The organism is Mesorhizobium sp. WSM4848, from assembly GCF_055811375.1.
On sequence record NZ_JBVVPX010000028.1, the window covers coordinates 75652 to 99473 of the forward strand.

Genomic DNA, 23822 nt, shown 5'->3' on the forward strand with positions numbered 1-23822 from the left:
GCTTGCGCTAGGGACAGGGCAATCTCGCCACGTCGCGCCGCCCCTCATCTGGCTGCCGGGTGCCCGGCAGGGCGATGAGGGGCGGCACCAACGCTTAATATTCAACTTCAACGCCGAACTCTGTGGCTGTTTTTCGGGATTTCAGCCCGGCACACGCTTCAGCGCCTGCGCCATGCAGTGGATGCCGCCGCCGGTCTTCGAGATCTCGCTCATGTCGACCGCCGCCACCTCGAAACCGCGCGCCTTGAGCTGGCCGATCAGCGTCTGGCTGGAGGTCGGCGCGATCACCCGATCCTTGCCCAGCGACATGAAGTTGCAGCCGAGCGCCATCGTGTCCTGGAACGGCACGTCGATGATCTCGTGGCCCTTGCCCTTCAGCCAGTCGACGATGCCCGGCTCGGTGCAGCCGAGGCAGACGGCGGTCAGTTTCTCGGCGATCGGCACCACCATCAGATCGATATGGACATAATATTCGTCGATGAAGGCGATGCGGGTTTCCCAGCCCTCCTTGTCGAACCAGGCCTGGACCTGGCGCGCGCCCTCCTCCTGGGTGCGGGCGCCGCCACAGCCGATCAGCACCACGCCGTCCTCGATGACGTTGAAGTCGCCGCCCTCGAAAGTGCCCGCGGTGACCATGTCGTAGATCGGAATGCCGAGCTTCTCATAGGTGCGGATCGCCGCATAGTTCTCGCCGCGCCGCCACCATTGGGACATCGCGGTGATGAAGGCGCCATACGGCGTCATGACACTGGAATCGCGCGAATAGACCTGCATCGGCAACTCCGGCGTCGGCTCGTGCCAGTGGATGTTGACGCCGAAATGCTCGTAAGCGGCGACCAGGTCCTTGTGCTGCGCCTGCGCGATCTGGACGTTGCACGGCGCCTCGCGCAGATGCTTGCGCGACAGCGAGCTGGTCGAGAGGTGGCGCAGGAAATTCGGCGAGCCGAGCAGCACGTCGGTCAGGGCGTCGGTCTCGTTGGCAAAGCCCCAGGCGGTCAATGGCTTGGTGCCGCCGGCCGGATTGCGGCGCTGCAATGAAAACGGTTCTGCTGCGATGCGGTCATGGACGGTCATGGGATTTCTCCTGGCTTCGAGTGATCACGCGGCTTGCGGGTTGCTTGGTATCCACCAGCCCCGTCCGCGCGGGGTGGTGACATATTCCGGCCAGCGGAAATGGATCGGCGGTTCGTAGTCGCAGAGCGGCGCCAGCCAGTTGCTGCCACCAATGCCGCCGCCGGTGCGGGCGACGAATTCGTCCATCGCCGCGTCGCGGGCGGCCTTGTCTTCCAGCAGGCGAAGGGCTGCCAACGCAATCGTCTTCGACGCGCAGGCAACCATCGGATCGATGGTAGCGGAAATGCCGCCCAGCGCATTCATCGCCCAGGACGGGTAGGCGTGGCCACTCTCGCGACGCAGCGCCGGCCGGGCGACGTAGAACCGCGCCGTCGGCGTCTGCCACGACATGTCGGTGTAATCGTCGGAGGTGGAATTCAGCTGCGACGGCGGCAAGTCGCGGCGCAGCAACGCCTCCGCCTCCCCAGGCGCAATCAGCTGCTCCAACTCGGCGATAAACGGCTCGTCGGTCGCCGCGCCGCCGGCATTGACCTGGATTTCGCGGGCAATCGCCTTGGCCGTCTCGTCCCAGCGCGGCGGCCCGACCGTCGACAGCGCATCGTAGGCAATACCCGCCATGGCATGATTGGCTAGCCCCGGCCGCGACTTCGACACCCAGTGCCGCTCATGGCGGCAGCCGCTCATCTTGGCGGCGGCTTCGGCATTGCGGTCGAGCACGGCGGTGACCTGCTCGGCCATCGCAAGCGTCGGCACGCGCATCATGTACTGGATCTCGGCCAGACCCGCTGCCAGATTGTCGGCGGTCGCCTGCCCTGCAGTCAGGATCGCCTCGCTGATCGACCAGCCGCCCTGATGCGGCAGCATGGAATCACGCAGCGCCTTGGACGCCATGTACATCATGACAAGCGCGTCGTTGGCGCCGGGCGCCCTGACCGCCGTATGCGCCTGCGGGATCGGAGCGCCATCGCTTGCGCGAACCCAATTTTCGGGTTCGTCGCAGACAAAGCGATAGATCATCGCATAGGCCGCGCCGCAATGCGTGTCCCAGCGCGCCGTGTTGCAGAGCGGCAGCATGTAGAAAGGATGGAAGGAGATCATGCCGGCAAGGCCATCGTAGTAGCCTTTTGCGGCATGGATCGGCTTCGACCCCCGCACTTTTTCCGCCGGCTCGCCGGTGAAGCGCAGCGAGCCCGATATGCCGTGGCGCTGCATCGCCGCCTTGGTCGCCAAAAGCCCGCCCAGGCTGGCAATGCCGAGGCCGGAATGCGGATCGGTGTGGCCGCCGGCCTGAGCGCCTAGACCAGGACGCGGTCGCTTGACGGTCGCCGCGTCCTGGCAATTGCCCGGCACCGCGTCATACTCGGCATACATGCCGATCGTCGGCCCGGCGCCGTTGGTCCAGTGGGCGCAAAAGGCGGTCGGCATCCCGCCGGAGCCTTCCTCGACCGAAAAGCCCTCGTGCAACAGACGCTCGACATACCAGGCGGCCGACTGGTATTCGCGCCAGGCAGTCTCGCCGAAATCGAAGATCGTCCGCGTCCATGCCGACAGCGACGGCTGAATGTCGTCCAGACAGGCAAGCGCGGTCGCTTGAGCCGAGTTCGTCACCGGATCCTCCATCGGTCAAAGAAAGCAGTGAAGCGCCTCGCCAAAAAGTGATATGTTTTCCCGGCTCATGCAAATTCGGTTCACCTCTTGAGAATTCCCTCGACTCAGGCGCTGCGCGCCCTCGACAGCTTCGCCCGCCACGGCAGCGTCTGGCGCGCCGCCGACGAACTGCATCTGACCCGCAGCGCGGTCAGCCATCAATTGCGGCTACTCGAACGCGACCTCGGCTTCGATCTGCTCGAGCGCATCGGCAAGGGCGTGGCGCTGACGCCGCGCGGCCAACGCTACGCCAGCGACGTGCGCAAAGCGCTGACGGTGCTCGGCGATGCGGTAACGCGCCATGCCGGCACCGGCGTCGGCGGCTCGTTCAGCGTCAGTTGCACGCCGGGCTTCGCCTCGCTGTTCCTGTGCACGCACATCGGCGAATTCCGGCAGATGTACCCCGATGTCGCGCTGCGCATCCTGACACCGCGGCGGCTGGACGACGTCAGCAATGCCGACGCCGACGCCTTCATCGCCTTCGGCGTCGGCAACTGGCCGAACCGGGCGGTCGAGCTGTTGTGCGAGATCTCGTTCACGCCGCTGTGCAGCCCGACGCTGCTCAACAAGATCGGTGGGTTTTCCAAGCCGGCCGACGTGCTGCGCGCCAATCTCCTGCATCTCGGCGACACTGAGGACTGGGCGCGCTGGCTGGCGCTGTCGAAGGTCGAGAATCCCGACATCGAGGGCGGCATTTTCTTTTCCGACATGAACCTGGTCTTTTCGGCCGCCATCGCCGGCCAGGGCATCGCCATAGGTGACGAACTGACCAGCCGCCGGGCGCTGAGCGAAGGCCGGCTGGTGCGCCCCTTCGACATCGCAATCAGTTCGCCACGGTCGTATTTTCTCGTTTCCGAACATGCCAAGGCGGCGCATCCGGTGCTGGAGGCGTTCGGGAGGTGGCTGAGGTCGAAACTGTCGGAGAACAGGATCCATCCGTATTGAGCGGGACGATGGAGCGCCGATCTCCCCCCTCGTGGGGGAGATGCCCGGCAGGGCAGAGGGGGGCGCGAAGGAACGCTAACTTTTGCAGCAACTCTGAAACCAGCGATGGGCAGCTCCAAATAGTTGATAGGCTGGCGGGACAGCGCCCTCTGTCCTGCCGGACATCTCCCCCACAAGGGGGGAGATTGGCTGCTCGAGCGTCCCGCTCGCCTCTCCCACGTCGACAACAGATGAATCAAATTTGCCGGTCAGGCGAAAACTATTCGGTTGCGGTGAGCCGCCGCCCTGCCTACGATTTCAATCAGCATTGAGGGACAAGGCAGGATGCAGCAACCCGGCCGTGCCGCAGAGATCAAGGCAATCGGGATCGGCAAGAGCTTCGGCTCGTTCCGTGCACTGGACGATCTGACGCTCGATATCGGTCGCGGTGAGTTCCTGACCCTGCTCGGACCGTCGGGTTCAGGCAAGACCACCTTCCTGATGATCCTTGCCGGTTTCGTGCAGCCGACCAACGGCCGTCTGTTCAGTGACGGCGTCGACATTACCGAGCGGCCGGCCGAGCAGCGCGCCGCCGGCATGGTTTTCCAAGGCTACGCCCTGTTCCCGCATATGAGCGTCGAGGCCAACATCGCCTTCCCGCTCAAGGTGCGCAAGAAGCCGGCGGCCGAGATCAAGCGACGCGTCAGCGAGATGATCGAGCGGGTCGGGCTGAAGGGCCACGAGAAGAAACTGCCGTCGCAATTGTCCGGCGGCCAGCAGCAGCGCGTGGCGCTGGCCCGCGCACTGGTGTTCGAGCCGGGTGTGCTTTTGCTCGACGAGCCGTTCTCGGCGCTCGACAAGGGCTTGCGCGGCCAGATGCAGGCCGAGATGAAGCGGCTGCACCAGGAAACCGGCACCACCTTCGTCTTCGTGACCCATGATCAGAGCGAGGCGCTGGCGCTATCGTCGCGCGTCGCCATCTTCAACCACGGCAAGTTGCTGCAGGTCGGCGCGCCGGACGAGGTCTACGACCGGCCGGCCAACCGCTTCGTCGCCGAGTTCCTCGGCGAGATCAACATGCTGCCGCTGAAGGGCGTGCGCAACGCCGACAACGGCGCCACAGGCCTGTGCGAAGACCGCACCATCACCCTGCGCGGCAATGCAAGCGCCGTCGGCAGCAACGCCATCCTGGCGATCCGGCCCGAATACATGTCGATTGCGCCCGAAGCGACAGCCGGCGAGAACGGCATCGCCGCGACTGCGGTCGCCTCGACCTATCTCGGCGCTGCGACGCGGCTCGATCTCACCACGCGCCAAGGTGCCAAGGTGACGGTCTCGGTGCCGAACGAGGTCGCCGCTTCGGCACTCAGCAAGGGAAATTCCGTATGGCTGACATGGCCGGCGGAAAAAGGTTTCCTCCTTCCGGACGGAGGACAATGACGATCGGCGTGGCGAAGCTGAATTCGCCAGGCTGGCTTTCGGGAAATATCAACGACAAAAAAGGGGAACTGACATGACAAACAATTCAGAGATGAGCGAAACCAGGAAACACTCCATCGAGACACTGTCCGCCAGGGCGGTGCGCGGCGAGATCTCGCGCCGGCAGTTCACGCAGCTGGCCGCACTCGTGCTGGCCGGCACGCCGATGCTGCTGCGCTCGACCGGCGCCTTCGCGCAAGCCAAGGAACTGGTGCTGGTCAATTGGGGCGGCGACGCCATCACCGCCTATGACGCGGCCTATGGCCAGGCCTTCACCAAGGAGACCGGCATCACCGTCAAGATGGACGGCTCCGGTCCGACCGAGGGTGCGATCGCCGCACAATTCAAGAGCGGCGCTCCGACCTGGGACCTTGTCGACGTCGATCCGTTCTCGGCCATCACGCTCGGCGCGCAGGGCATGCTCGAGCCGATCGATTACTCGATCGTCGACAAGAAGAAGATGCGCGAGGGCTTCGGCTGGGAGCACGCCGCCTCGACCTATTTCTTCTCCTATGTCATCGCCTACGATTCCGAGAAATTCGGCAGCCAGGCACCGACCGGCATGGCCGACTTTTTCGACGTGACGAAATTCCCCGGCAAGCGCTCGCTCTACAAATGGGGCGTGTCGAGCTGGGAAGCGGCACTGCTCGCCGACGGCATCGCGCCGGCCTCGCTCTACCCGCTCGACCTCAAGCGCGCGCATGACAAGATCGCCGCCTTCAAGGAGAATGTCGTTGCCTATTGGGGCGGCGGCGCCGAAAGCCAGAGCGTGCTGCTCGACGGCGAGGCTTCGATGGCCATCGTCTGGTCGACCCGAGCCTCGCTGATCGAGCAGGATTCCGGCGGCAAGATCAAGTTCATCTGGGACCAGGGCCTGATCTCGCCCGGCGCGCTCGCCGTGCTCAAGGGCAATCCCGGCGGCAAGGACGCGGCGATGAAGTTCATCGCCAGCGCCCAGGATCCGGAAAAGCAGCTGATCATGTTCGACAAGCTCGGCCAGGGTCCGGCCAATCCGGCCACCGACGCGCTGATCCCCGCCGACAAGAAGCGCATCAACCCGGTCGACCCCGAAAACATGAAGAAGCAGATCCCGCTCGACATGGAGTGGTACGCCAAGAACTACGGGGCCGCACTCGACGAATACACGAAGATCATCTCCGCCTGATAGACCGGGATAACCGGGGCCGAGATGAAAGCATATCTCTCCGACAGGATGGGCGCGGCGCTGTTGATGGCGCCGCTGCTGCTGTTCCTTGGCGCCGCCTACGCCTGGCCATTCTTCGGCGTCGTCAATTGGAGCTTCACCCTGCCCGAGCCGGGGTTCGGGCAATATGGCACGCTGCTCAGCGACCCGCTGGTGCAGTCGGTGTTTGTCCGCACGCTGCGCATCGCTGCAATCGTCACGATCGTTTCGGTTGCCGCCGCCTACGCCATCACCGTGATCTGGGTGCGCGGCACGCCGGCGCAGCGGGTGATCGCCGAGTTCTGCATCCTGGTGCCGTTCTGGATCTCGGTGCTGACGCGCGCCTTCGGCTGGGTGGCGCTGCTTTCCAATCGCGGCCTGTTCAACACCTGGCTGCAGGCGATCGGCTTCATCTCGGAACCGCTGACGCTGGTGCGCAACGAATTCGGCGTCATCGTCGGCATGACGCATTTCCTCATTCCCTTCGCCGTGTTTCCGCTGGCGTCTTCGATGCGCAGCCTCGACGACCGCGTGCTGCTGGCGGCGCGCGGGCTCGGCTCCAGCCGCATGCGCACCTTCTGGTCGGTGTTCGTGCCAATGACCCGCTCCGGCATCATCGGCTCGGCGCTCATCGTCTTCGTCTTTTCGCTCGGCTTCTTCGTGACGCCGGCGATCCTCGGCGGCGGCCGCAGCGTGATGGTCGCCGAGCTGATCTATCTGCGCATCTTCCAGAGCCCGGACTGGGGCCTGGGGGCGGCGATCAGCGTCGTGCTGGTGCTGTTCGTCGGCGCGCTGATGGCACTGCTGTTCCGCTATGTCAGACCGAAGCAGCTGATCTGATGCCGACCTACCGCCCGGGCCCCGTCTCGCTGATCCTCGCCGCACTGGTGGCGCTGTTCCTGCTGTTGCCGCTGCTCGCCGTCATCCCGGTGTCGCTGACACCGACCCGCATGCTGGCGATGCCGTCCGGCGAATTGTCGCTGCGTCACTACCGGGCGCTGATCGAGGATCCGCGCTGGATCAATTCGATCCTGCTCTCGATCAGGATCGGCGTCGTCAGCAGCGCCTTTTCCACCGTGCTGGCATTGTGCTTCAGCCTCGGCGTGTGGATGTTCCAGCCGCGCTTCACGGCCGCGCTCGTAGGCTTCGTGCTGCTGCCGATGGTGGTGCCGCCGGTGGTCTCGGCGATCACGCTCTACTTCCTGCTGACCTCGATCTCCGGCGTCTCTTCGTTCTTCGGCTACGACACCTGGCTCGGTGTCGCCATGGCGCATGCGGTGATGACGGTGCCGTTCGCGACGGTGCTGATCCTGGTGTCGCTCAGCCAGCTCGACCGGCGCATCGACCTTGCCGCGCGCGGTCTCGGCGCCACGGTGTGGGAACGTGCCACCCGCATCATCGTGCCCAACATCAAATTCGGCATCGTCACTGCCGCCCTGCTGTCCTTCGTGCTGTCCTGGGAAGAGATCGGTGTCACCCTGTTCATCACCTCGGTCAACGCCATCACGCTGCCCAGACTGATGTGGATGGGCCTGCGCGACAACATCGACCCGGCGATTGCAGCCCTCTCGGTGATTCTGATCATCATCACGGTGCTGGTGCTCGCGGCGCGCAGCCTTGTGGTCAGGCTGCGCCGGGCCCATTAGGGCAGAAGCGTGCCTGCCCTACCCGGGTCGGCATGCACCGCAAGGCCATTGCATTCGTTGCGTTGGAACGGGACGCCCGCCGACTCCTGGCGGCGGAGTGCCGCCTTCACGCCATGGTGACAGGCGCGAATGAAACCTTGCGCCACGATATGCGTTTTGGTGGGTTCAACTCATCAAAGGTTCCACCATGAACCAAGGATGGTTTTCCAAGCCGGTTGCGGTTTCGGTCGGCATCACGGGAGCGATCCGACATATTTCCAACGCACAACAGGCCGTCGAATTGCTGACAGGCCAGTGGCGCGACGCCGGCAGTCTGCAACACAGCTCAGCGCTGCGCGCATGCCGCCGGGCCATGAGCGGCGATGTTACAACCGAAGCCGCAAGAGATGCCTTTGTCGGCGCCGCGCGGGAGGCGCATGTTCTGGTCGAGTGAGTGGCCGAACAGAGCCGGATAGATGGCGGGCCATACTAAGGCAAGCTACCCCATGGCGTGGCGGATGGTCTTGGACAGACGGCTGAGGAATGCCGGCCTCGACGAGGCGTCAAGCTTCCAAGACAGCACCGCGGTCGCCATTTTCCGCGGCAACACCCCGACCGACAGGAACCAGGCGGCAAGGACGGCGCGCCGGCGCAGGGACGCCGTCATTTCGAGGCTGGCCACGGCGCCCGCCGCCCCGAGCGCCAGCCGGGAATCATTGGCCACGGGGTGCTGGCGCTTGTCTGCGCACAGCGACGCCAGCCGCTCTTCCAGATGGACCGGATCGTGGCGGACAGCCTCCGACGGCACGATGGTCAGGCCGATCCGGGAGGCCTGGTCTGACAGCGCCTGCATGCGGCGGAAATCGTGGGTTACCCGCCAGCGTGCCCGCTCGGCGAGCTTTTCACCGAACACCGAATGGTTGGCGCCGTGGATCCGGTAGGCGCCGACGCATTCGTCGATGGACTGGACGTGTCCGTACATGGGCGCCAGCGTTGCAAGGTAGCCATCGGCGCCCTGGCGGAACTCCGCCTCCGGTATAGGCATGATCGATTCGAGGGTTGTGCGATCAAAGGCCAGCCCGCTGGTCACAGTCGTCTGATAGCGGCCTTTGTGCAGCAGTTTCGGCATGACATCGCCGCTGTCGAAGGGCAGTTCGGGCGGCGGAAAGACGTCCTTGATGCGTTGTCGTTCGTCGACGATATGCAGCCTGGACTGCACCTGGGCCGTTGCCGCATCCCAGGCGTCGACGATCCTGGAAACGGCGGTCGGATAAAGAAAATCGTCGGCGTCGAGGAACAGGACGATCTTGCCCGAGCTTGCCGCAAAGCCGGTGTTGAACGCCGCGGCATGCCCGCCATTTTGCGCGCGCGGGCAGGCGAGGATCCTGTCCCCATATGATTTCATGATTGTCGTGGAATTGTCCTGCGATGCATCATCGACGACGATGACTTCGACATCCGCGTAGTCTTGTTCCAGGGCGCTGTCGATGCTGCGTTTGAGGAAACGCGCGTAATTGTAGTTCGGAATGATGATGGATACCGGAATCCTCGGGACAGACTGCATCGCATTTGACCTCGCATCTTGCTTTGGTTTCGGCAAAGCCCGCTCACGGGCATGCCGCCTCTTCAAGTGTCCGACGAGTTCCCTGAGGAAAAGCCTGCGGCTTCCCATCAGGCGACGGGCTCGCCTTCGAGGGCTGCCGCCTTGGTCAAGAGCGTGGGTCGGCGGCAGAAAAAGCTCCGACGGTTTTCGGCCGGTCGCAACCGAGCCCGACGGAAATGTCTCGCCTTCGGTCGCGATCAGGTCGGGATCGAAGCGGACGGGCACCTTGAAGGCATTGCGGATACTGGCCTTCAAATACGGCTGGAACAAGCCCCGCGCCAAGAACAAGATTCACAACCCTGTTACATCTGAGGCAGCACGCAGCGGCATGGCCTGCGGATAATTGCGGATGCTAGAGATTGGCGGCTTCTATCCCGAAGCCGGCGGCAAGCCGGCTTCGGGATATAACCATGCAGACCTGAACGGTTCAGGCGGCCTGCAGCCCCGGCAGCGACAGATCGGCTTCCTCCGGCAAGTCGCCTGCCATCGCGGCAGCGAACCTGGTCTGGTCGAGTTCCCCTTCCCAGCGCGCCACGACCACGGTCGCCACCGCATTGCCGATGAAGTTGGTCAGCGCCCGGCATTCCGACATGAAGCGGTCGACGCCGAGGATCAGCGCCATGCCGGCGACCGGCACTGCGGGCACGACCGAGAGCGTCGCGGCCAGCGTGATGAAGCCGGCGCCGGTGATGCCGGCGGCGCCCTTGGAGCTCAGCATGGCGACGGCGAGCAGCAGGATCTGGTCGCCGAGGGTGAGCGGCGTGTCGGTCGCCTGGGCGATGAACAGCGCGGCCAGCGTCATGTAGATATTGGTGCCGTCGAGGTTGAAGGAATAGCCGGTTGGAACGACCAGCCCGACCACCGAGCGGTTGCAGCCGGCGCGCTCCATCTTGGCCATCAGGCCCGGCAGTGCCGCTTCCGAGGACGAGGTGCCGAGCACCAGCAGCAACTCTTCCTTGACGTAGCGGATCAGCGCCAGGATCGAGAAGCCGTTGTAGCGGGCGACCGCGCCCAGCACCACCAGCACGAACAGCAGCGATGTCAGGTAGAATGTGCCGATCAGCATGGCGAGGTTGGCGATCGAGCCGATGCCGTATTTGCCGATGGTGAATGCCATGGCGCCGAAAGCGCCGATCGGCGCGGCCTTCATCAGGATGGCGACGAGGCGGAAGATCGGCGTGGTCAATGCCTGCAGGAAATCGACGACCGGGCGGCCGCGATCGCCGACCGCGGCAAGAGCGAGCCCGAACAGCACCGAAAAGAACAGCACCTGCAGGATGTCGCCCTTTGCGAAAGCGCCGGTAATCGTGTCGGGGATGATGTTCATCAGGAAACCGACGATGCTGGTGTCGTGCGCTTTTTCGGTGTAGGTCGCCACCTTTGTGGCATCGAGCGCGGCCGGATCGATATGCATGCCGGCGCCCGGCTGGACGACGTTCGAGACGACGAGGCCGACGACAAGCGCCAGCGTCGAGAATGCCAGGAAGTAGATCATCGCCTTGCCGGCGACGCGGCCCACCTTCTGCAGGTCGGAAACGCCGGCGATGCCGGTCGCCACCGTCAGGAAGATCACCGGCGCGATCACCATCTTCACCAGCTTGATGAAGGCATCGCCGAACGGCTTCATCGCTTCGCCGGTTTCGGGATAGAAGTGGCCGAGCAGCACGCCGGCGGCGATCGCCGCCAACACCTGCACATAGAGATGCCGGTAGAACGGAAGTTTGCCGCGCGGCGCGGCGGCAGCGAATGCTGTCTGCATGACGTCCTCCATTGTGCTCCGATCGAAAGCTCGACCTCCCGGAGCGATTGCATTTGACCCCCAGCAGCCTCGCGACCGCTGAAGTCGTGTTTGCAACTGCCGTGCCAGACTGCGCTTAAGAGGCTATCGATTTGATTTTGTTGAGTATCCTCGAACTCAAACTTTTGGCTTTGCCCTCACAAAGTGCGGATGTTCGCATGGCCGAATTGTGCTTTGTGCGAAATCATGCACAAATGGGCGATGCTGCAACGCCCCGCCGCTGCCTTGCCTTCGACGCCCGAGCAACTCGGCAGGCGAGCGCGCCGTGCCTGGCTGCTGTTTGCGGCCATCGCCCTTGCGACGGCCACCGCCGCACTTTACGGTGCCGGCCTCTATGGCCGCACCACGGAGCTCAGGGGACTGGCGGCGCAGGGCCGCACCGACGCCAATCTGAAGGTCGCGCTATTGCGCGCCGTTCTGGAAAGCCCGCGCGCCCTGCCCCTGCTTTTGTCGGAAGACCAGCAGGTGCGCGACGCGCTGGCGCAGAAAAGTGCTGCTGCAATCGATGTGCTGAACCGCAAGCTTGAAGGGCTGGTCTCCGGCACCAAGGCCTCGGTGCTCTATGTCATCGGCACCGACGGGCTGGCGATCGCCTCCAGCAACTGGCGCGAGCCGATCAGCTTTGTCGGCAACGACTACCGGTTCCGCGACTATTTTTCCGCGGCGATGCAATCCGGAACCGCCGAATATTTCGCGCTCGGCAATGTCAGCAAACGCCCAGGCCTCTATATCTCGCGCCGCGTCGGCGATGCTGCCGCACCGCTGGGCGTCGTCGTCGTCAAGGCGGAGTTCGATCAGCTCGAGGCCGACTGGCACGAGGTGAACCGCCCGGCCTATGTCAGCGACGAGCGTGGTATCGTCCTGATCACCAGCGTCCGGTCATGGCGCTTCATGACGACGGCGCCGCTTGCCGCGTCTGATCGTGCCGCCATCCAGAACAGCCAGCAGTTCGGCGATGCACCGCTGATGCCGTTGCCGATCACGCGCCCGCAGGCGCTCAGCCCGGACACATCCATCGTCCACGCGGTGACGCCCGGCGGCAGCGACGCGGAATATCTCCGGCTTTCAGCCCCGGTTGCTTCGACCCCCTGGCGGCTCGATTATCTCGTCCCGGCCGAGGCGCCGATCGCCGCCGCGGCCCGTGAAATGCGGCTCCTTGCGCTCGGCGTCTTGGTCCCGTTGCTCGGCCTTGCTGCGTATCTGTTGTGGCGCCGGCAGTCGGGACAAATGCGGATCGCCGCCGAACAGGCGGCCCGCACCGAACTCGAGCGCCGCGTCGTCGAACGAACCGAGGATCTGAGCCGTGCCCGCGATCGGCTACTGGCGGAGATATCAGACCATCGCAGCACGGAAGCCAAGCTGCAGGTGGTGCAGCAGGATCTGGTCCAGGCCAACCGCCTCGCCATCCTCGGCCAGGTCGCCGCCGGCGTCGCCCATGAGATCAACCAGCCGGTTGCCACCATACGCGCCTATGCCGACAACGCCCGCGTCTTCCTCGACAGGAAGCAGACCGCGCCCGCCGAGGAAAACCTCGGCGCCATCGCAGCACTGACCGAGCGCATCGGCACCATCACCGAAGAATTGAAAGCCTTTGCCCGCAAGGGCCGCACCGCCGCCGAGCCTGTCGAATTGCGCGGCGTCATCGAGGGCGCCGTCGTGCTGTTGAGAAGCCGCTTTGCCGGCCGGCTCGACGCACTGGCGATCGACCTGCCACCGCCGAGCCTCAAGGTCATGGGCAACCGGGTCCGGCTCGAACAGGTGCTGATCAACCTCTTCCAGAACGCGCTTGAAGCGCTGGACGGCCGCAACGACGCTCATGTGCGGGTTTCGGTCGAGGAGACCGCGGACGGCGTGACGGTCGGCGTGTCCGATAACGGACCCGGCATTCCGCCAGGGGTTCTCAAATCGCTGTTCACGCCGTTCAATACATCCAAGGAAAAAGGCCTCGGTCTTGGTCTCGTCATCTCGAAGGATATCGTCGCCGACTACGGCGGACGCATCGAGGTTTCGAGCGACGGCAGCGGCACCCGCTTCACCATCCATCTCTTGAAAGCAGCATAGTGGCCAAGGCAGCATGACGAACGACGACGCAGCGCCGGTCATCTTGGTCGATGACGACAGCGATCTCCTCAAGGCCACCGCGCAGACGCTCGAGCTTGCCGGCTTTTCGGTCTCGGCTTTTTCGGTGGCGGCCGAAGCGCTGGCCAGGCTCGACACCGGTTTTGCCGGCGTGGTCGTGTCGGATATCCGCATGCCTGAGATTGACGGCTTGCAGCTTTTCGACCGCGTCCTGCGGCTGGACCTGGACATTCCGGTCATCCTCGTCACCGGGCATGGCGACATCGCGGTTGCCGTCAAGGCGATCAAGGACGGCGCCTACGACTTCATCACAAAGCCCTTCGCCGCCGACCGGCTGGTGCAGAGCGTGCGCCGCGCCGCGGAAAAGCGCCACCTGGTGATGGAGAACCGCGCCTTGCGCGAGGCGGCCGGAGAGGCGCAGGACGGCCTGCCGCTGATCGGCCAGACGCCGGCGATGGAAAGGCTGCGCCGCACGCTGCGCCAGATCGCCGACACCGATGTCGATGTGCTGGTGACCGGCGAGACCGGCTCCGGCAAGGAAGTGGTAGCCAGCCTTTTGCATCGCTGGAGTCGCCGCGCCAAGGGCAATTTCGTCGCGCTGAACTGCGGCACGCTGCCCGAAACGGTCATCGAGAGCGAATTGTTCGGCCACGAGGCCGGCGCCTTCACCGGGGCGCAGAAGAAGCGGATCGGCCGTATCGAGCACGCCAGCGGCGGCACGCTGTTCCTCGACGAGATCGAAAGCATGCCGGTCTCGACACAGGTGCAGATGCTGCGCGTGCTGGAAATGCGCGAGGTCACCCCGCTCGGCACCAACGAAATGCGGCCGGTCGACCTGCGCGTCGTTGCCGCTGCCAAGGTCGATCTCGGCGATCCGCGCCAGCGCGGCGCGTTCCGCGAGGATCTCTATTACCGGCTCAACGTGGTGACGATCTCCATTCCGCCGCTGCGCGAGCGCCGCGACGACGTCGCCCTGCTGTTCTTCTACTTCGCCGAGCGCGCCGCCGCCCGCTTCCGGCGTCCGCTGCCGGCGGTGCCGGCCGCGGTGCACCGCCATCTGAGCCACCATGACTGGCCGGGCAATGTACGCGAGCTCGCGCATTTCGCCGAACGCTTTGTGCTTGGACTGGAGGAAGACGCTGGAGCGCCATCCCCTGCCCCAGCCCAGCCGGACGCCGCCATGAAGCTGCCGGAGCGGCTGGAGCGCTACGAGGCCGACATCATCCGCGAGACGCTTAACCGCAACGAAGGCGACGTCAGGCGCACGATCGAAGCACTGGGGATTCCGCGCAAGACCTTCTACGACAAGCTCCAGCGCCACGGCATCGTGCGCAGCGAGTTTTCGAGGTAATGGCCAATGTCGGCGCTGCCCTCATCTGCCCTGTCTCCAGCGTTGGTGGTTGGCGAAAGCCGAAGCGGCATCCAATCTCCCCCCTTGCGGGGGAGATGCCTGGCAAGGCAGAGGGGGTGCTGTCCCTCCGACCTGCCACGCCCTTAGGCTGTTCCTTCCCCCCTCTGTCCTGCCGGACATCTCCCCCGCAAGGGGGGAGATCGGCAGCTTCGCAGATGGCGCTACGCTGAAAGCTTTAAGGTAAGGCTGCAGCAGGGCAATGAGGGGCAGCACCAACGTCTGCGAACATCCCTCCACCGCAGCAACTCTCCTGACACTCACCCGATTCCTGTGTCCGCGAACATGCGCTAGACTGCCGGACTTCAACCGGACCACCACCTCCATGATTGTCCAGACCTGCATCAATGGCGCGCGCAGCGCCGATTTCCATCCGCAGCTGCCGCTTGATCCCGAAACCATGGCGCGTGACGGCGCCGCCTGCGTGGCCGCCGGTGCGGCCGAGCTGCATGTTCATGCACGCGGGCTAAATGGCCGCGAAAGCCTTGCGCCGGCGACGATAGACCGGACCGTGCTGACGCTGCGCCGCGCCTGCCCGGGAACGCTGATCGGCGTCTCGACCGGCGCCTGGATCGAGAATAATGACGAGCGCACGCTTGCCGCGATCACCGGCTGGACCGAATTGCCTGACTACGCCTCGGTCAATCTGAGCGAGGAAGCCGCACCCGAGGTCATGCAAAGCCTGCGGCAGCGCGGCATCGGCATCGAGGCCGGACTCGCCTCCGTCGCTGACGCAGAGCGCCTGGTCCGCCTCGACCATGGCAGCCAGGTGCTGCGCATCCTGATCGAGATTTCCGAGCAGGAGTTGGACGAGGCGCTGGAAGCCTGCGACGGCATCGCCGCCGTGCTCGACCGGGCCGGACTGCGTCGCGCCATCCTGCTGCACGGCGCCGACGCCACGGTATGGCCGTTCGTGCGCAGGGCGGCGGAGCGCAACTGGTCGACGCGCGTCGGGCTGGAAGACGGCAAGGCGCTTCCGGACGGCACTACGGCATCAGGCAATGCCGCACTGACGGCTGCTGCCGTCGCGATCTTCCGGGCCGGTCGCTGATTCATCCCGTAGGTTTCGGGCGCCTTGCCCGATCTTCTCGGGATGCTGCGTCAGGCCACGTCCCGCAAAGTCGAACGCGGCGTCGCCGATTTCGCGATTGCGCGATCCTCGTGGAGCGCAAAGCCTGTGGCGCCCGGGTCGCCCAGTACAGAGCGGAGCTGCATGCTCGGGATGTGGTAGTCGCCGCCATTCTGCTGCCGATAGGGAATCGGCCGGGTTGTCTCGAGCGTCCGCATCCTTTCGCGCAGGCGCTCCGCGACAGGCTCGAAATCGGCCTCGCCGAAACGATCCACTCTGTAGACGACGAACGGCGGCAGCACGTGGTAGCCCGGATAGTAAAGGATCCCGTGATTGATCGGGAATAACAGGTCGTCGATCGGGCCATTGACGCCGCGGGCGGAATAATGCTCCTCCCAGCCGCCGGCGGTCACGATCAGCATCGCGCGCTTGCCGGCGAGCGTTCCCTCGCCAAAGCGGTCACCCCATCGCTTGTCGCTGTGCTCGCCGACACCATAGGCGAAGCCGTAGGCGTACACCCGGTCGACCCAGCCCTTGAGGATCGCCGGCATGGCGTACCACCACAGCGGGAACTGGAGGATCAGCGTGTCGGCCCACAGCAGCTTGTCGATCTCTGCTTTAACATCTTCGGTTAGCGTGTTGGTCACAAAAGCCTTTTTGGATGCCCCAGCCGGCAGGAAGCGTGCTTCGGGAGGCCACGACGGAAAGTCGGCACGGTCCACCTCGGCTTTCCAGCCATCGGCATAGAGGTCCGATATCAGCACCTCGTGGCCCTGGGCCTCGAGTTCCCTGATGGCGACGTCACGCAATGCGCCGTTGAGCGAACGCGGTTCAGGATGAGCAAAAACAAGCAGGACTTTCATGGATCAACTCCGAAGAAGGACAATGAACGCTGAAGGTAGCCAGCCCCTGGGTGATCCGCTACATCTGAGCAATGCATAAGATTATGCCGAATAATGGATAGATCTGATGTGACCCTCGAGCGCATGCGCACCTTCGTTCGCGTCGCCGAGCGCGGTAGCCTGTCGGCGGTGGCGCGCGAGCTCGGAGTTGGGCAGTCGACGGTCACTCGGCATTTGCGTGAGCTCGAAGACGCCGTCGGGGTGCCCTTGCTCAGCAGGACCACCCGGCGTGTCACGATGACCGATGAAGGCAGCCGTTACTATGCCGACAGCGTCCAGATCCTGCGCCTCGTTGAGCAGGCCGGCGACGAGGCACGGGGCACCCGCGGCGCTTCGGCCGGCACGATCCGGATATCCTGCACGGCGGCGCTCGGGGTCTTGCACATCAGCCGGCTGATCTTCGCCTTTCAGGACCGCTACCCCGACATCGGGGTCGATCTCAGCCTCACCGACGAGCGCATTGACCTTGTGCGGGAGGGCGTCGACATCGCGCTTCGCCTCGGTCCGCTCACCGACAGCTCGATGAAACTGCGGGCGCTCGGCCAGTCCCGGCGTTTGCTGGTGGCGTCGCCCGCCTATCTGGCGGCGCGGGGCAGACCGGCCGTCCCACAGGATCTGCCTGGCCACGAAGGCATCCGGATGTCGAACATCGCGGGAAGCGACACGCTCGCCCTGCAGGGACCGGGCGGAGAACGCCATGCGGTGCCCATTGGCGGCCGATTTCGGGTCGACCATGGGCTTGCCGCACGCGAAGCGCTCGTCGCCGGTCGCGGCATCGCACCTGCCCATCACTGGCTTGTCGACGATCTCCTCGCCGCCGGCCGGCTGGAAGTGATCCTGCCCGACTTCGCCCCGCCTCCCATTCCGCTGAGCATGCTGATCGTCCCGGAGCGCGCCGGCATTGCCAGGGTCCGGCTGCTGGTCGATTTTCTCGCCGAGCGGATCGGCGGCATTCCTGGGATCGAGAAACCGCGTTAGTCGGCATGCCCTCGGTCGGCTGCGGCTGGCAAAGCCCTCCCGTCTTCCGGGATGCGGCCTTGTTGACAGCGGCCGAACGCTCTTGCGATTTAAAAAGATACGCCCTAAGCTGTTTTCATATCAGAAAGAAAATACGATAAATTCTTTCCATTTATGAAAGCCTGAGTGTTTGCGGGAACATCTCGATCAGACCGACCGGCGACTGGTCAAGCTGCTGTCGCAGGATGCGCAGCTTGGCGTCAATCGGCTCGCCGAGAAGATGGCCGTCTCCGTCCCGACGGTGCGCATGCGGCTGCGCAACCTGCTTGACCGCAACCTGCTCAAGATCGTCGGGCTGCTCAACCTGACCGAGCGCCCAGAATTGATCTCGGCGATCGTCGGCATCAATGCGCAGGGGCGCGGCCGCGCCCGGGAACTGGCGCAGCGCATCGCCGAACTGCCTTTCGTGAACTCAGCCTCGGTGGTCACCGGACGCTTCGACATCATCGTCGACGTGACGGTGGCCGGCGATGTCGCCGATCTCTATCGCGTTACCAGCGAGCTGATCCCCGGCGCCGGCGAGCCGGGCGAAGTCGTGCGCAGCGAGACGTTCGTCGTCATGGCCTCCTGCAACAAATGGGTCAGCCTGCCGGAAGGCTGCTGGTCGGACGAGACCAAGCGCGACGAAACTGGGCGCGACGAAACTGGGCGAAAGGAAATACCATGAAGATCGCGGTTCTCGGCGGCCTCGGCCTGCAAGGCCGGGCGGCGATCGCCGATCTCGTCGCCAGCGCCGATGTCGAAGAGGTCGTCTGCGTCGATACTGCGCCGAATGGGCCAGCCCGGCTTGGCGGCCTGGCCGACGTTGCCCGCGTGCGTTTCGTGGTGCCCGAAGGCGCGATCGCCCCTGTGTTGGCGAACGTGCTGGCGGGTGTCGACGCCGCAATCGACCTGTTGCCGCAGCCGCTGATGCGCGAGGCGGTGCTGGCCGCGATCGCGACGCGCACGCCGCTGGTCACCACCAATTACGGCAAGACGATCGCCGACCTCGAACCGGCGGCGGAAGCGGCCGGCGTTTCGATCATGACCGAATGCGGGCTCGACCCCGGCATCGACCTTGTGCTCTACGCGCGCGCCGCCCGTCAGTTCGACGCCATCACCGCGATCGATTCCTATTGCGGCGGTATCCCCGAACCGAAGGCGATGGCCAAGCCGCTATGCTACAAGGTGAGCTGGAATTTTGACATGGTTCTGATGAGCCAGAACCGCGACAGCGTGCTGGTCGAGAACGGCAAGCGGGTCGATGTGCCGGCCGGCCAGCAACATGAAAATCGCTTTATCCACGAGATCGAGGTCTCGGGGCTCGGCAGGCTGGAAGCCTTCCCCAATGGCGATGCGCCGCACTACGCCGGCATGCTTGCCGCCGCCAAGGGGCTGCAGCGCTCCGGCCGCTATTCGTTGCGCTGGCCGGGTTGGTCGGCGTTCTGGGCGCCGCTGAAGGAGCTTGGCTTCCTTTCCGAAGACAAGGTACCCGGTGTTGGCGCCAGCCCACGTGAATTTCTCGGCCGGCTGCTCGGCCCGCAACTGCAATATGGCGCCGACGAGAAGGACCTTTGCGTGATGCGCAATGTCTTTACCGGCACCCAAGGCGGCCGCCGCAAGACGGTAACATCGGACTTGGTCATCGAGCGCGATCTGGCCTCCGGCCTGTTCGGCATGAGCCTCGGCGTCGGTTATCCCGCCAGCATCGTGGCGCAGATGCTGGCGCGGGGCGAAATCACCGAGCCCGGCCTGCTCAACCCGCTGTTGCATGTGCCCGACGGCCGCTTTCTCGATGAACTGGCCCGGCGCGGTATACGCGTATCCGAAACGATCGACTGGGACTGAAGGATTTTCATGCCGCTCAAAAAGCACCCCAAGGGGTGGAACAACAAAGTGAAAATAACAAACGACAACAAGGAGGAATGCCTAATGAATATTGCCAAGCTTTTCATCGCAGGCCTTGCGCTCGCCGGCCTCACTGTCGCGGCCAGTGCCGGAACGCTCGACGAGATCACCAAGCGCGGCGAGTTGCGCGTTGCCGTGCAGACGCAGGGACCACCCTTCTCGCTGGTCGGCGCTGCCGGCGAACGCACCGGCAGTTCGGTCGAGCTTGCCGAACTGATGGCCAAGGAAATGGGCGTCAAGATCACCTTTTTGGATTTCGATTGGGACGGTCTGATCCCGGCGCTGCTGTCGGGCAAGGCCGATCTTCTCGTCGCCGACATGACGCCGACGCTGGCGCGGGCGATGAAGGTCGCCTTCACCAAGCCTTACATGTACACCGGCAGCACCGTCTTCACCAAGGCCGACGGCAAGTTCAAATCCACCGAGGATTGCAAGGCCAAGGGCACCAAGATCGCCGTGCTGCTCGGCGCCACCGGCGAGAAGGAGGCCAAGAAGGCCTTCCCCGACGCCGACATCAAGAGCTACAAGGGCGGCGGCCCGCTGCTGCTTGACGCCGTCAACAACGGCCAGGCCGATTGCGGCGTCAACGACGTCTCGGCGGTCAAGGGCCAGTCGACCGCCTACCCGGCCGGCAGCTTCACCGTCATGCCGGACATGCTGTCGAAGGAGCCGCTGGCCTTCGCCACGCGCTATGACGAGCAGGACCTGCTGACCTGGATGAACCTGTTCCTCGATCAGGTCAGCCTCGACGGCCGCCTGCAGAAGAACCTCGACTACTGGGTCAATTCCGACGATTGGAAGAAGGATCACTGAGTGGAGTGAATAGCCAATAGTGAATAGTGAATAGTGAGTAGTAAATCGCTACTCGCTACTCGCTACTCGCTATTCGCTAATCCCTATTCACCATTCACCGCCCAGCGATGCTCGAAAATTTCAGCTTCCGCACCATTGTCGAATATCTGCCCCTGTTCGGGCAGGGCCTCGTCACGACCGTGTGGCTGTCTGTCCTTTCTTTTGCCGGGGCGCTCGCCGTCGGCATCGTGCTCGCCGCCATGAACCTGCAGCGCGGCTGGCTGTTTCGCGTGCCGGCCAAGGCCTATATCGACGCGGTGCGCGCCACGCCCTTGCTGGCGCAGCTTTATTTCCTCTATTTCGGCCTGCCGCGGCTCGGCATCATTCTGCCTGAGCTCGTCGTCGGCATCCTTGCTTTGTCGCTGAACAGCGGCGCCTATGTCGCCGAGATCATCCGCGCCGGCATCCTGTCGATCCCGCGCGGCCAGGTCGAGGCTGGCGTCGCCTCCGGCATGACCTACATCCAGCGCATGCGCCTGGTCATCCTGCCGCAGGCCTTCAAGGTGACAATCCCGCCGCTGCTCGGCCAGGCGATCGTGCTGGTCAAGGATTCCGCGTTGCTATCGCTGATCGCGGTCGCCGAGCTGACGCGCGCCGGGCAATTGCTCGCCTCCGACCGCTTCATGCCGGCGGAAGGTTTCATCACCATCGCCGCCTTCTACCTGCTGCTCTATTACGGGCTGAAGGGACTGGCGGCACTGTCCGGGCGCTGGCTCGGCCTCGCGGGGGCACGGACATGATCTGGCAGCAGCTGCAAAGCATAGCCGGCAGCTATCCCCTCGCCCTGCGCGGCCTCGGCATGACCGTGGTGCTGTCGCTGATCAGCCTGGTGCTGGGCACGCTGATCGGCTTTGGCCTCGGCATCCTGCGGACCGGCGGCAACCGGCTGATCAGTGGCGTGATCGGCGCCTGGGTCGACCTGATCCGCGGCACGCCGTTCCTGGTGCAGATCTTCCTGATCTTCTTCATCCTGCCTGAACTCGGCATCGAGCTCGACGCCTTCACTGCCGGCATCATCGCGCTGACCAATCTGGCCGCCTGCTTCATCTGCGAAATCGTCGTCGCCGGCATCAGCTCGGTGCCGACCGGCCAGGTCGAGGCGGCGCTGGCGTCCGGTCTGTCGCGCTGGCAGCGCATGCGCCAGGTGGTGCTGCCGCAGGCGATGCGCATCGTGCTGCCGCCGCTGGTCGGGCAATATGTGCTGCTGATCAAGGATTCCTCTGTCGTTTCGGCTATCGGGCTCACCGACCTCACCCGCGTCGGCTGGCTGGTGGTGCAACGCGTGCCGAACGGCCTGCTGGTCTTCTTCCTCGTCGGCCTCGGCTATTTCGTCGTCTGTTATCCGCTGATCCTGCTGGCCCGCCGGCTTGAGCAGCGCATGGGTGCGGCCCATGGCGAGGTGCAGTTGTGACGTTGAACCTCAGCAAAAATGGTACCGGCATGATCGAGTTTCGCGGCGTCAACAAATGGTTCGGCGCGCTCAATGTGCTGAAGGATATCACGCTGAGCGTCGAGCCGCGCGAGGTGGTCGTCGTCTGCGGCCCGAGCGGCTCGGGCAAGAGCACCTTGATCCGCTGCATCAACGGGCTGGAGACGATCCGCGACGGCGACCTGGTGGTCGACGGCCAGCGCCTCGGCGACCCCGCCACCAACATGACGCAGCTGCGCACCGAGATCGGCTTCGTCTTCCAGTCGTTCAACCTCTATCCGCACAAGACGGCGCTCGAGAACGTCGCGCTGGCGCCGATCCATGTCCGCAAGATTCCGCGCACTGAGGCCGAGAAGGCCGGGCGCGAGCTGCTCGCCAAGGTCGGCCTTGCCGACAAGGTCAACGCCTATCCGGCGCAACTCTCCGGCGGTCAGCAGCAGCGCGTGGCGATCGCCCGCTGCCTCGGCATGCGCCCCAAGATCATGCTGTTCGACGAGCCGACCTCGGCGCTCGACCCCGAGATGATCTCGGAAGTGCTCGACGTCATGGTCGCGGTGGCCGAGGAAGGCATGACCATGATGGTGGTGACCCACGAAATGGGCTTTGCCCGCAAGGTCGCCCAGCGCGTGGTGTTCATGGATGCCGGCGCCATCGTCGAGAGCGGCACGCCGGATGAATTCTTCTCGCACCCCAAGACCGACCGCAGCCGCGCCTTCCTGAGCAAGATTCTGCGGCATTAGAGTCAAAACTCAACCGGCTGGCTGTCGCCAATGGCCGAGACGGGTGGAATGTTGCCATTCGTCTCGTCGATGGGAACGAGCAATTAGCGCCATGTTCAGACATTCGCGGTGCTTCTCCAGAGCGGACGTTAGCTCATCGGTAGGAGTCGACCTGCGGACCATGCCTGATGGTAGGTGTAGGGAACGGCGTGACCCCCATGCGATGAAGCGGCGGTAGGCCGCCGCTCCGAATTTGAGCGGCCCGTCCGGCAACGCTATAATTGACCGGCAGGGGACGTTATCGATGACGCAAATCAGAGCCATGACTGAGCAGGACGTGCCGTCGGTATCGCTGCTCATTGGAGAGTCTTGGCGCAGGACGTACTCGCCAATCATGGGTGCCGAGACCGCGGCCCGGATTTCGGATGAAGATCACACGCTGCAGCGGATTGCGGCGGAACTGACAGACACCAACAAAATGTCGTTCGTGGCAGAACGGCCAGACGGCTCGATTGCCGGCTACGCGATGGCTAAGATGAATGAAGCCGGCGACGTCATGCTTGACCGGCTCCACATCGATCAAAGCGAGTACAGCACCGCGCTAGCCGCTAATATATTGCACGCTGTCTTTGCCGCCCATTCCGGCATCCCGAGCATCGCACTCGAAGTGCTCGAGGGAAACGACCGGGCAATGGCCTTTTACCGCAAACATGGTTCGAAGTGGTCGATCGCAGGGCCGCGTCGCACGGTGCAGAAGGCCATGCATCGTTGATTATGCGCAAACTGCTATCGCGCGCCTAGTCGGAACTCGCGCATCGAACAGTACATCACGTCTTCCGTCCCCAGCGCACCGGCGGCCTCCCCGTTCGCAATCCAAATAGACGTCATTCAGCTGTTTGATTGGCATGTCAGCGTGAGCGAACGCGAGGTCCTGAGCGTCAGAAGCCGACAATGAAGCCGGACTGATTGCGATCAGCACGGTGCCGAGCGTCACAGGCGCGAGGGACTTAACAACTGACATGATCATTTTGAGATCCTCCCCAGCTCCCTTCGGTCAACATTCAGTCCTTGGGGTCGCAGGTGTAGTGCCGTTCGAAGGTCCCGTCCGCGCGCCGCTGCTTGTCGAA

At 64.3% G+C, this 23822-nt stretch carries 22 protein-coding genes; 17 read left to right on the forward strand and 5 right to left on the reverse strand.

Features of this window, described 5'->3' with window-relative positions; genetic code table 11:
- Positions 1-141: 141 nt before the first annotated feature.
- Together AC0L16_RS23285 and AC0L16_RS23290 are read right to left on the reverse strand one after the other, a co-directional pair.
- Entirely contained in the window at positions 142-1074 is a 933-nt protein-coding gene (locus AC0L16_RS23285) for a dimethylarginine dimethylaminohydrolase family protein (RefSeq protein WP_473623514.1), read from the reverse strand.
- A 24-nt stretch (positions 1075-1098) separates the two neighbouring features.
- Positions 1099-2694, reverse strand: coding sequence for a zinc-binding metallopeptidase family protein (locus AC0L16_RS23290; RefSeq protein ID WP_473623515.1), 1596 nt, complete (start codon positions 2692-2694; stop codon positions 1099-1101).
- 75 nt (positions 2695-2769) lie between these two features.
- Here AC0L16_RS23290 and AC0L16_RS23295 point away from each other — a divergent pair, with 75 nt between their 5' ends.
- From AC0L16_RS23295 to AC0L16_RS23320, 6 genes are all read left to right on the forward strand, one after another.
- The gene (locus AC0L16_RS23295; protein WP_473623516.1) at positions 2770-3666 is read left to right on the forward strand and encodes a LysR substrate-binding domain-containing protein; all 897 of its coding nucleotides are present in this window, start codon (positions 2770-2772) and stop codon (positions 3664-3666) included.
- Positions 3667-3990: 324 nt separating this feature from the next.
- Positions 3991-5085, forward strand: a complete 1095-nt coding sequence (locus AC0L16_RS23300) for an ABC transporter ATP-binding protein (RefSeq protein WP_473623517.1) — start codon at positions 3991-3993, stop codon at positions 5083-5085.
- Positions 5086-5176: 91 nt separating this feature from the next.
- Positions 5177-6289: an ABC transporter substrate-binding protein gene (locus tag AC0L16_RS23305; protein WP_473623537.1), complete on the forward strand. Its 1113-nt coding sequence runs from the start codon at positions 5177-5179 to the stop codon at positions 6287-6289.
- A gap of 24 nt (positions 6290-6313) precedes the next feature.
- Positions 6314-7147, forward strand: a complete 834-nt coding sequence (locus AC0L16_RS23310) for an ABC transporter permease (protein ID WP_473623518.1) — start codon at positions 6314-6316, stop codon at positions 7145-7147.
- A complete protein-coding gene (locus AC0L16_RS23315; RefSeq protein WP_473623519.1) occupies positions 7147-7953 on the forward strand; it encodes an ABC transporter permease in 807 nt (268 codons plus the stop codon). Before AC0L16_RS23310 ends, AC0L16_RS23315 begins: the two co-directional genes overlap by 1 nt.
- A gap of 187 nt (positions 7954-8140) precedes the next feature.
- Entirely contained in the window at positions 8141-8386 is a 246-nt protein-coding gene (locus AC0L16_RS23320) for a DUF982 domain-containing protein (RefSeq protein WP_473526936.1), read from the forward strand.
- A 45-nt stretch (positions 8387-8431) separates the two neighbouring features.
- On the opposite strand, the gene AC0L16_RS23325 is transcribed toward AC0L16_RS23320, so the two are convergent.
- Complete coding sequence (locus tag AC0L16_RS23325; RefSeq protein ID WP_473623520.1) at positions 8432-9496, reverse strand: glycosyltransferase family 2 protein; 1065 nt, start codon at positions 9494-9496, stop codon at positions 8432-8434.
- Between the two features lie 466 nt (positions 9497-9962).
- Positions 9963-11294, reverse strand: a complete 1332-nt coding sequence (locus tag AC0L16_RS23330; protein ID WP_473623521.1) for a dicarboxylate/amino acid:cation symporter — start codon at positions 11292-11294, stop codon at positions 9963-9965.
- A 240-nt stretch (positions 11295-11534) separates the two neighbouring features.
- Here AC0L16_RS23330 and AC0L16_RS23335 point away from each other — a divergent pair, with 240 nt between their 5' ends.
- The 3 genes from AC0L16_RS23335 to AC0L16_RS23345 all read left to right on the forward strand — a co-directional run bounded on the left by AC0L16_RS23335 (position 11535) and on the right by AC0L16_RS23345 (position 15871).
- Positions 11535-13394, forward strand: coding sequence for a sensor histidine kinase (locus AC0L16_RS23335; RefSeq protein ID WP_473623522.1), 1860 nt, complete (start codon positions 11535-11537; stop codon positions 13392-13394).
- Positions 13395-13407: 13 nt separating this feature from the next.
- Positions 13408-14763 (forward strand): sigma-54-dependent transcriptional regulator, encoded by a 1356-nt coding sequence (locus AC0L16_RS23340; RefSeq protein ID WP_473623523.1) that lies wholly within the window; start codon positions 13408-13410, stop codon positions 14761-14763.
- Between the two features lie 382 nt (positions 14764-15145).
- A complete protein-coding gene (locus AC0L16_RS23345; protein WP_473623525.1) occupies positions 15146-15871 on the forward strand; it encodes a 3-keto-5-aminohexanoate cleavage protein in 726 nt (241 codons plus the stop codon).
- A gap of 50 nt (positions 15872-15921) precedes the next feature.
- Here AC0L16_RS23345 and AC0L16_RS23350 read toward each other — a convergent pair whose 3' ends face one another.
- On the reverse strand, positions 15922-16752 hold the full coding sequence (locus tag AC0L16_RS23350) for an NAD(P)H-dependent oxidoreductase (RefSeq protein WP_473623526.1): 831 nt from the start codon (positions 16750-16752) through the stop codon (positions 15922-15924).
- Positions 16753-16845: 93 nt separating this feature from the next.
- Here AC0L16_RS23350 and AC0L16_RS23355 point away from each other — a divergent pair, with 93 nt between their 5' ends.
- The 8 genes from AC0L16_RS23355 (at position 16846) to AC0L16_RS23390 (ending at position 23467) form a co-directional block, all read left to right on the forward strand.
- Positions 16846-17769 carry a LysR family transcriptional regulator gene (locus AC0L16_RS23355; protein ID WP_473623527.1) on the forward strand — a complete coding sequence of 308 codons (924 nt, stop codon included), beginning with the start codon at positions 16846-16848 and terminating at the stop codon, positions 17767-17769.
- Positions 17770-17938: 169 nt separating this feature from the next.
- Positions 17939-18475 (forward strand): Lrp/AsnC family transcriptional regulator, encoded by a 537-nt coding sequence (locus tag AC0L16_RS23360; protein ID WP_051505748.1) that lies wholly within the window; start codon positions 17939-17941, stop codon positions 18473-18475.
- Positions 18472-19635 carry a saccharopine dehydrogenase family protein gene (locus AC0L16_RS23365; protein ID WP_473623529.1) on the forward strand — a complete coding sequence of 388 codons (1164 nt, stop codon included), beginning with the start codon at positions 18472-18474 and terminating at the stop codon, positions 19633-19635. Before AC0L16_RS23360 ends, AC0L16_RS23365 begins: the two co-directional genes overlap by 4 nt.
- Positions 19636-19719: 84 nt before the next feature.
- A complete protein-coding gene (locus tag AC0L16_RS23370) occupies positions 19720-20508 on the forward strand; it encodes an ABC transporter substrate-binding protein (RefSeq protein WP_473623530.1) in 789 nt (262 codons plus the stop codon).
- Positions 20509-20615: 107 nt separating this feature from the next.
- The gene (locus AC0L16_RS23375) at positions 20616-21287 is read left to right on the forward strand and encodes an amino acid ABC transporter permease (protein WP_473623531.1); all 672 of its coding nucleotides are present in this window, start codon (positions 20616-20618) and stop codon (positions 21285-21287) included.
- On the forward strand, positions 21284-21958 hold the full coding sequence (locus tag AC0L16_RS23380; RefSeq protein ID WP_473623532.1) for an amino acid ABC transporter permease: 675 nt from the start codon (positions 21284-21286) through the stop codon (positions 21956-21958). The genes AC0L16_RS23375 and AC0L16_RS23380 overlap by 4 nt, the downstream gene beginning before the upstream one ends.
- A 29-nt stretch (positions 21959-21987) precedes the next feature.
- Complete coding sequence (locus AC0L16_RS23385) at positions 21988-22716, forward strand: amino acid ABC transporter ATP-binding protein (RefSeq protein WP_473623539.1); 729 nt, start codon at positions 21988-21990, stop codon at positions 22714-22716.
- 232 nt (positions 22717-22948) lie between these two features.
- Complete coding sequence (locus AC0L16_RS23390) at positions 22949-23467, forward strand: GNAT family N-acetyltransferase (protein WP_473623534.1); 519 nt, start codon at positions 22949-22951, stop codon at positions 23465-23467.
- The last annotated feature ends 355 nt before the right edge of the window (positions 23468-23822 follow it).

What these genes read in the sequence shown, in the direction of transcription:
- AC0L16_RS23335 (WP_473623522.1), top strand. Translation starts at nt 11,535, where the DNA reads ATGCTGCAACGCCCCGCCGCTGCCTTGCCTTCGACGCCCGAGCAACTC.
- AC0L16_RS23305 (WP_473623537.1), top strand. Translation starts at nt 5,177, where the DNA reads ATGAGCGAAACCAGGAAACACTCCATCGAGACACTGTCCGCCAGGGCG.
- AC0L16_RS23385 (WP_473623539.1), top strand. Translation starts at nt 21,988, where the DNA reads ATGATCGAGTTTCGCGGCGTCAACAAATGGTTCGGCGCGCTCAATGTG.
- AC0L16_RS23375 (WP_473623531.1), top strand. Translation starts at nt 20,616, where the DNA reads ATGCTCGAAAATTTCAGCTTCCGCACCATTGTCGAATATCTGCCCCTG.
- AC0L16_RS23300 (WP_473623517.1), top strand. Translation starts at nt 3,991, where the DNA reads ATGCAGCAACCCGGCCGTGCCGCAGAGATCAAGGCAATCGGGATCGGC.
- AC0L16_RS23355 (WP_473623527.1), top strand. Translation starts at nt 16,846, where the DNA reads ATGGATAGATCTGATGTGACCCTCGAGCGCATGCGCACCTTCGTTCGC.
- AC0L16_RS23290 (WP_473623515.1), bottom strand. Translation starts at nt 2,694, where the DNA reads ATGGAGGATCCGGTGACGAACTCGGCTCAAGCGACCGCGCTTGCCTGT.
- AC0L16_RS23315 (WP_473623519.1), top strand. Translation starts at nt 7,147, where the DNA reads ATGCCGACCTACCGCCCGGGCCCCGTCTCGCTGATCCTCGCCGCACTG.
- AC0L16_RS23370 (WP_473623530.1), top strand. Translation starts at nt 19,720, where the DNA reads ATGAATATTGCCAAGCTTTTCATCGCAGGCCTTGCGCTCGCCGGCCTC.
- AC0L16_RS23340 (WP_473623523.1), top strand. Translation starts at nt 13,408, where the DNA reads ATGACGAACGACGACGCAGCGCCGGTCATCTTGGTCGATGACGACAGC.
- AC0L16_RS23325 (WP_473623520.1), bottom strand. Translation starts at nt 9,496, where the DNA reads ATGCAGTCTGTCCCGAGGATTCCGGTATCCATCATCATTCCGAACTAC.
- AC0L16_RS23310 (WP_473623518.1), top strand. Translation starts at nt 6,314, where the DNA reads ATGAAAGCATATCTCTCCGACAGGATGGGCGCGGCGCTGTTGATGGCG.
- AC0L16_RS23320 (WP_473526936.1), top strand. Translation starts at nt 8,141, where the DNA reads ATGAACCAAGGATGGTTTTCCAAGCCGGTTGCGGTTTCGGTCGGCATC.
- AC0L16_RS23345 (WP_473623525.1), top strand. Translation starts at nt 15,146, where the DNA reads ATGATTGTCCAGACCTGCATCAATGGCGCGCGCAGCGCCGATTTCCAT.
- AC0L16_RS23350 (WP_473623526.1), bottom strand. Translation starts at nt 16,752, where the DNA reads ATGAAAGTCCTGCTTGTTTTTGCTCATCCTGAACCGCGTTCGCTCAAC.
- AC0L16_RS23380 (WP_473623532.1), top strand. Translation starts at nt 21,284, where the DNA reads ATGATCTGGCAGCAGCTGCAAAGCATAGCCGGCAGCTATCCCCTCGCC.
- AC0L16_RS23330 (WP_473623521.1), bottom strand. Translation starts at nt 11,294, where the DNA reads ATGCAGACAGCATTCGCTGCCGCCGCGCCGCGCGGCAAACTTCCGTTC.
- AC0L16_RS23365 (WP_473623529.1), top strand. Translation starts at nt 18,472, where the DNA reads ATGAAGATCGCGGTTCTCGGCGGCCTCGGCCTGCAAGGCCGGGCGGCG.
- AC0L16_RS23285 (WP_473623514.1), bottom strand. Translation starts at nt 1,074, where the DNA reads ATGACCGTCCATGACCGCATCGCAGCAGAACCGTTTTCATTGCAGCGC.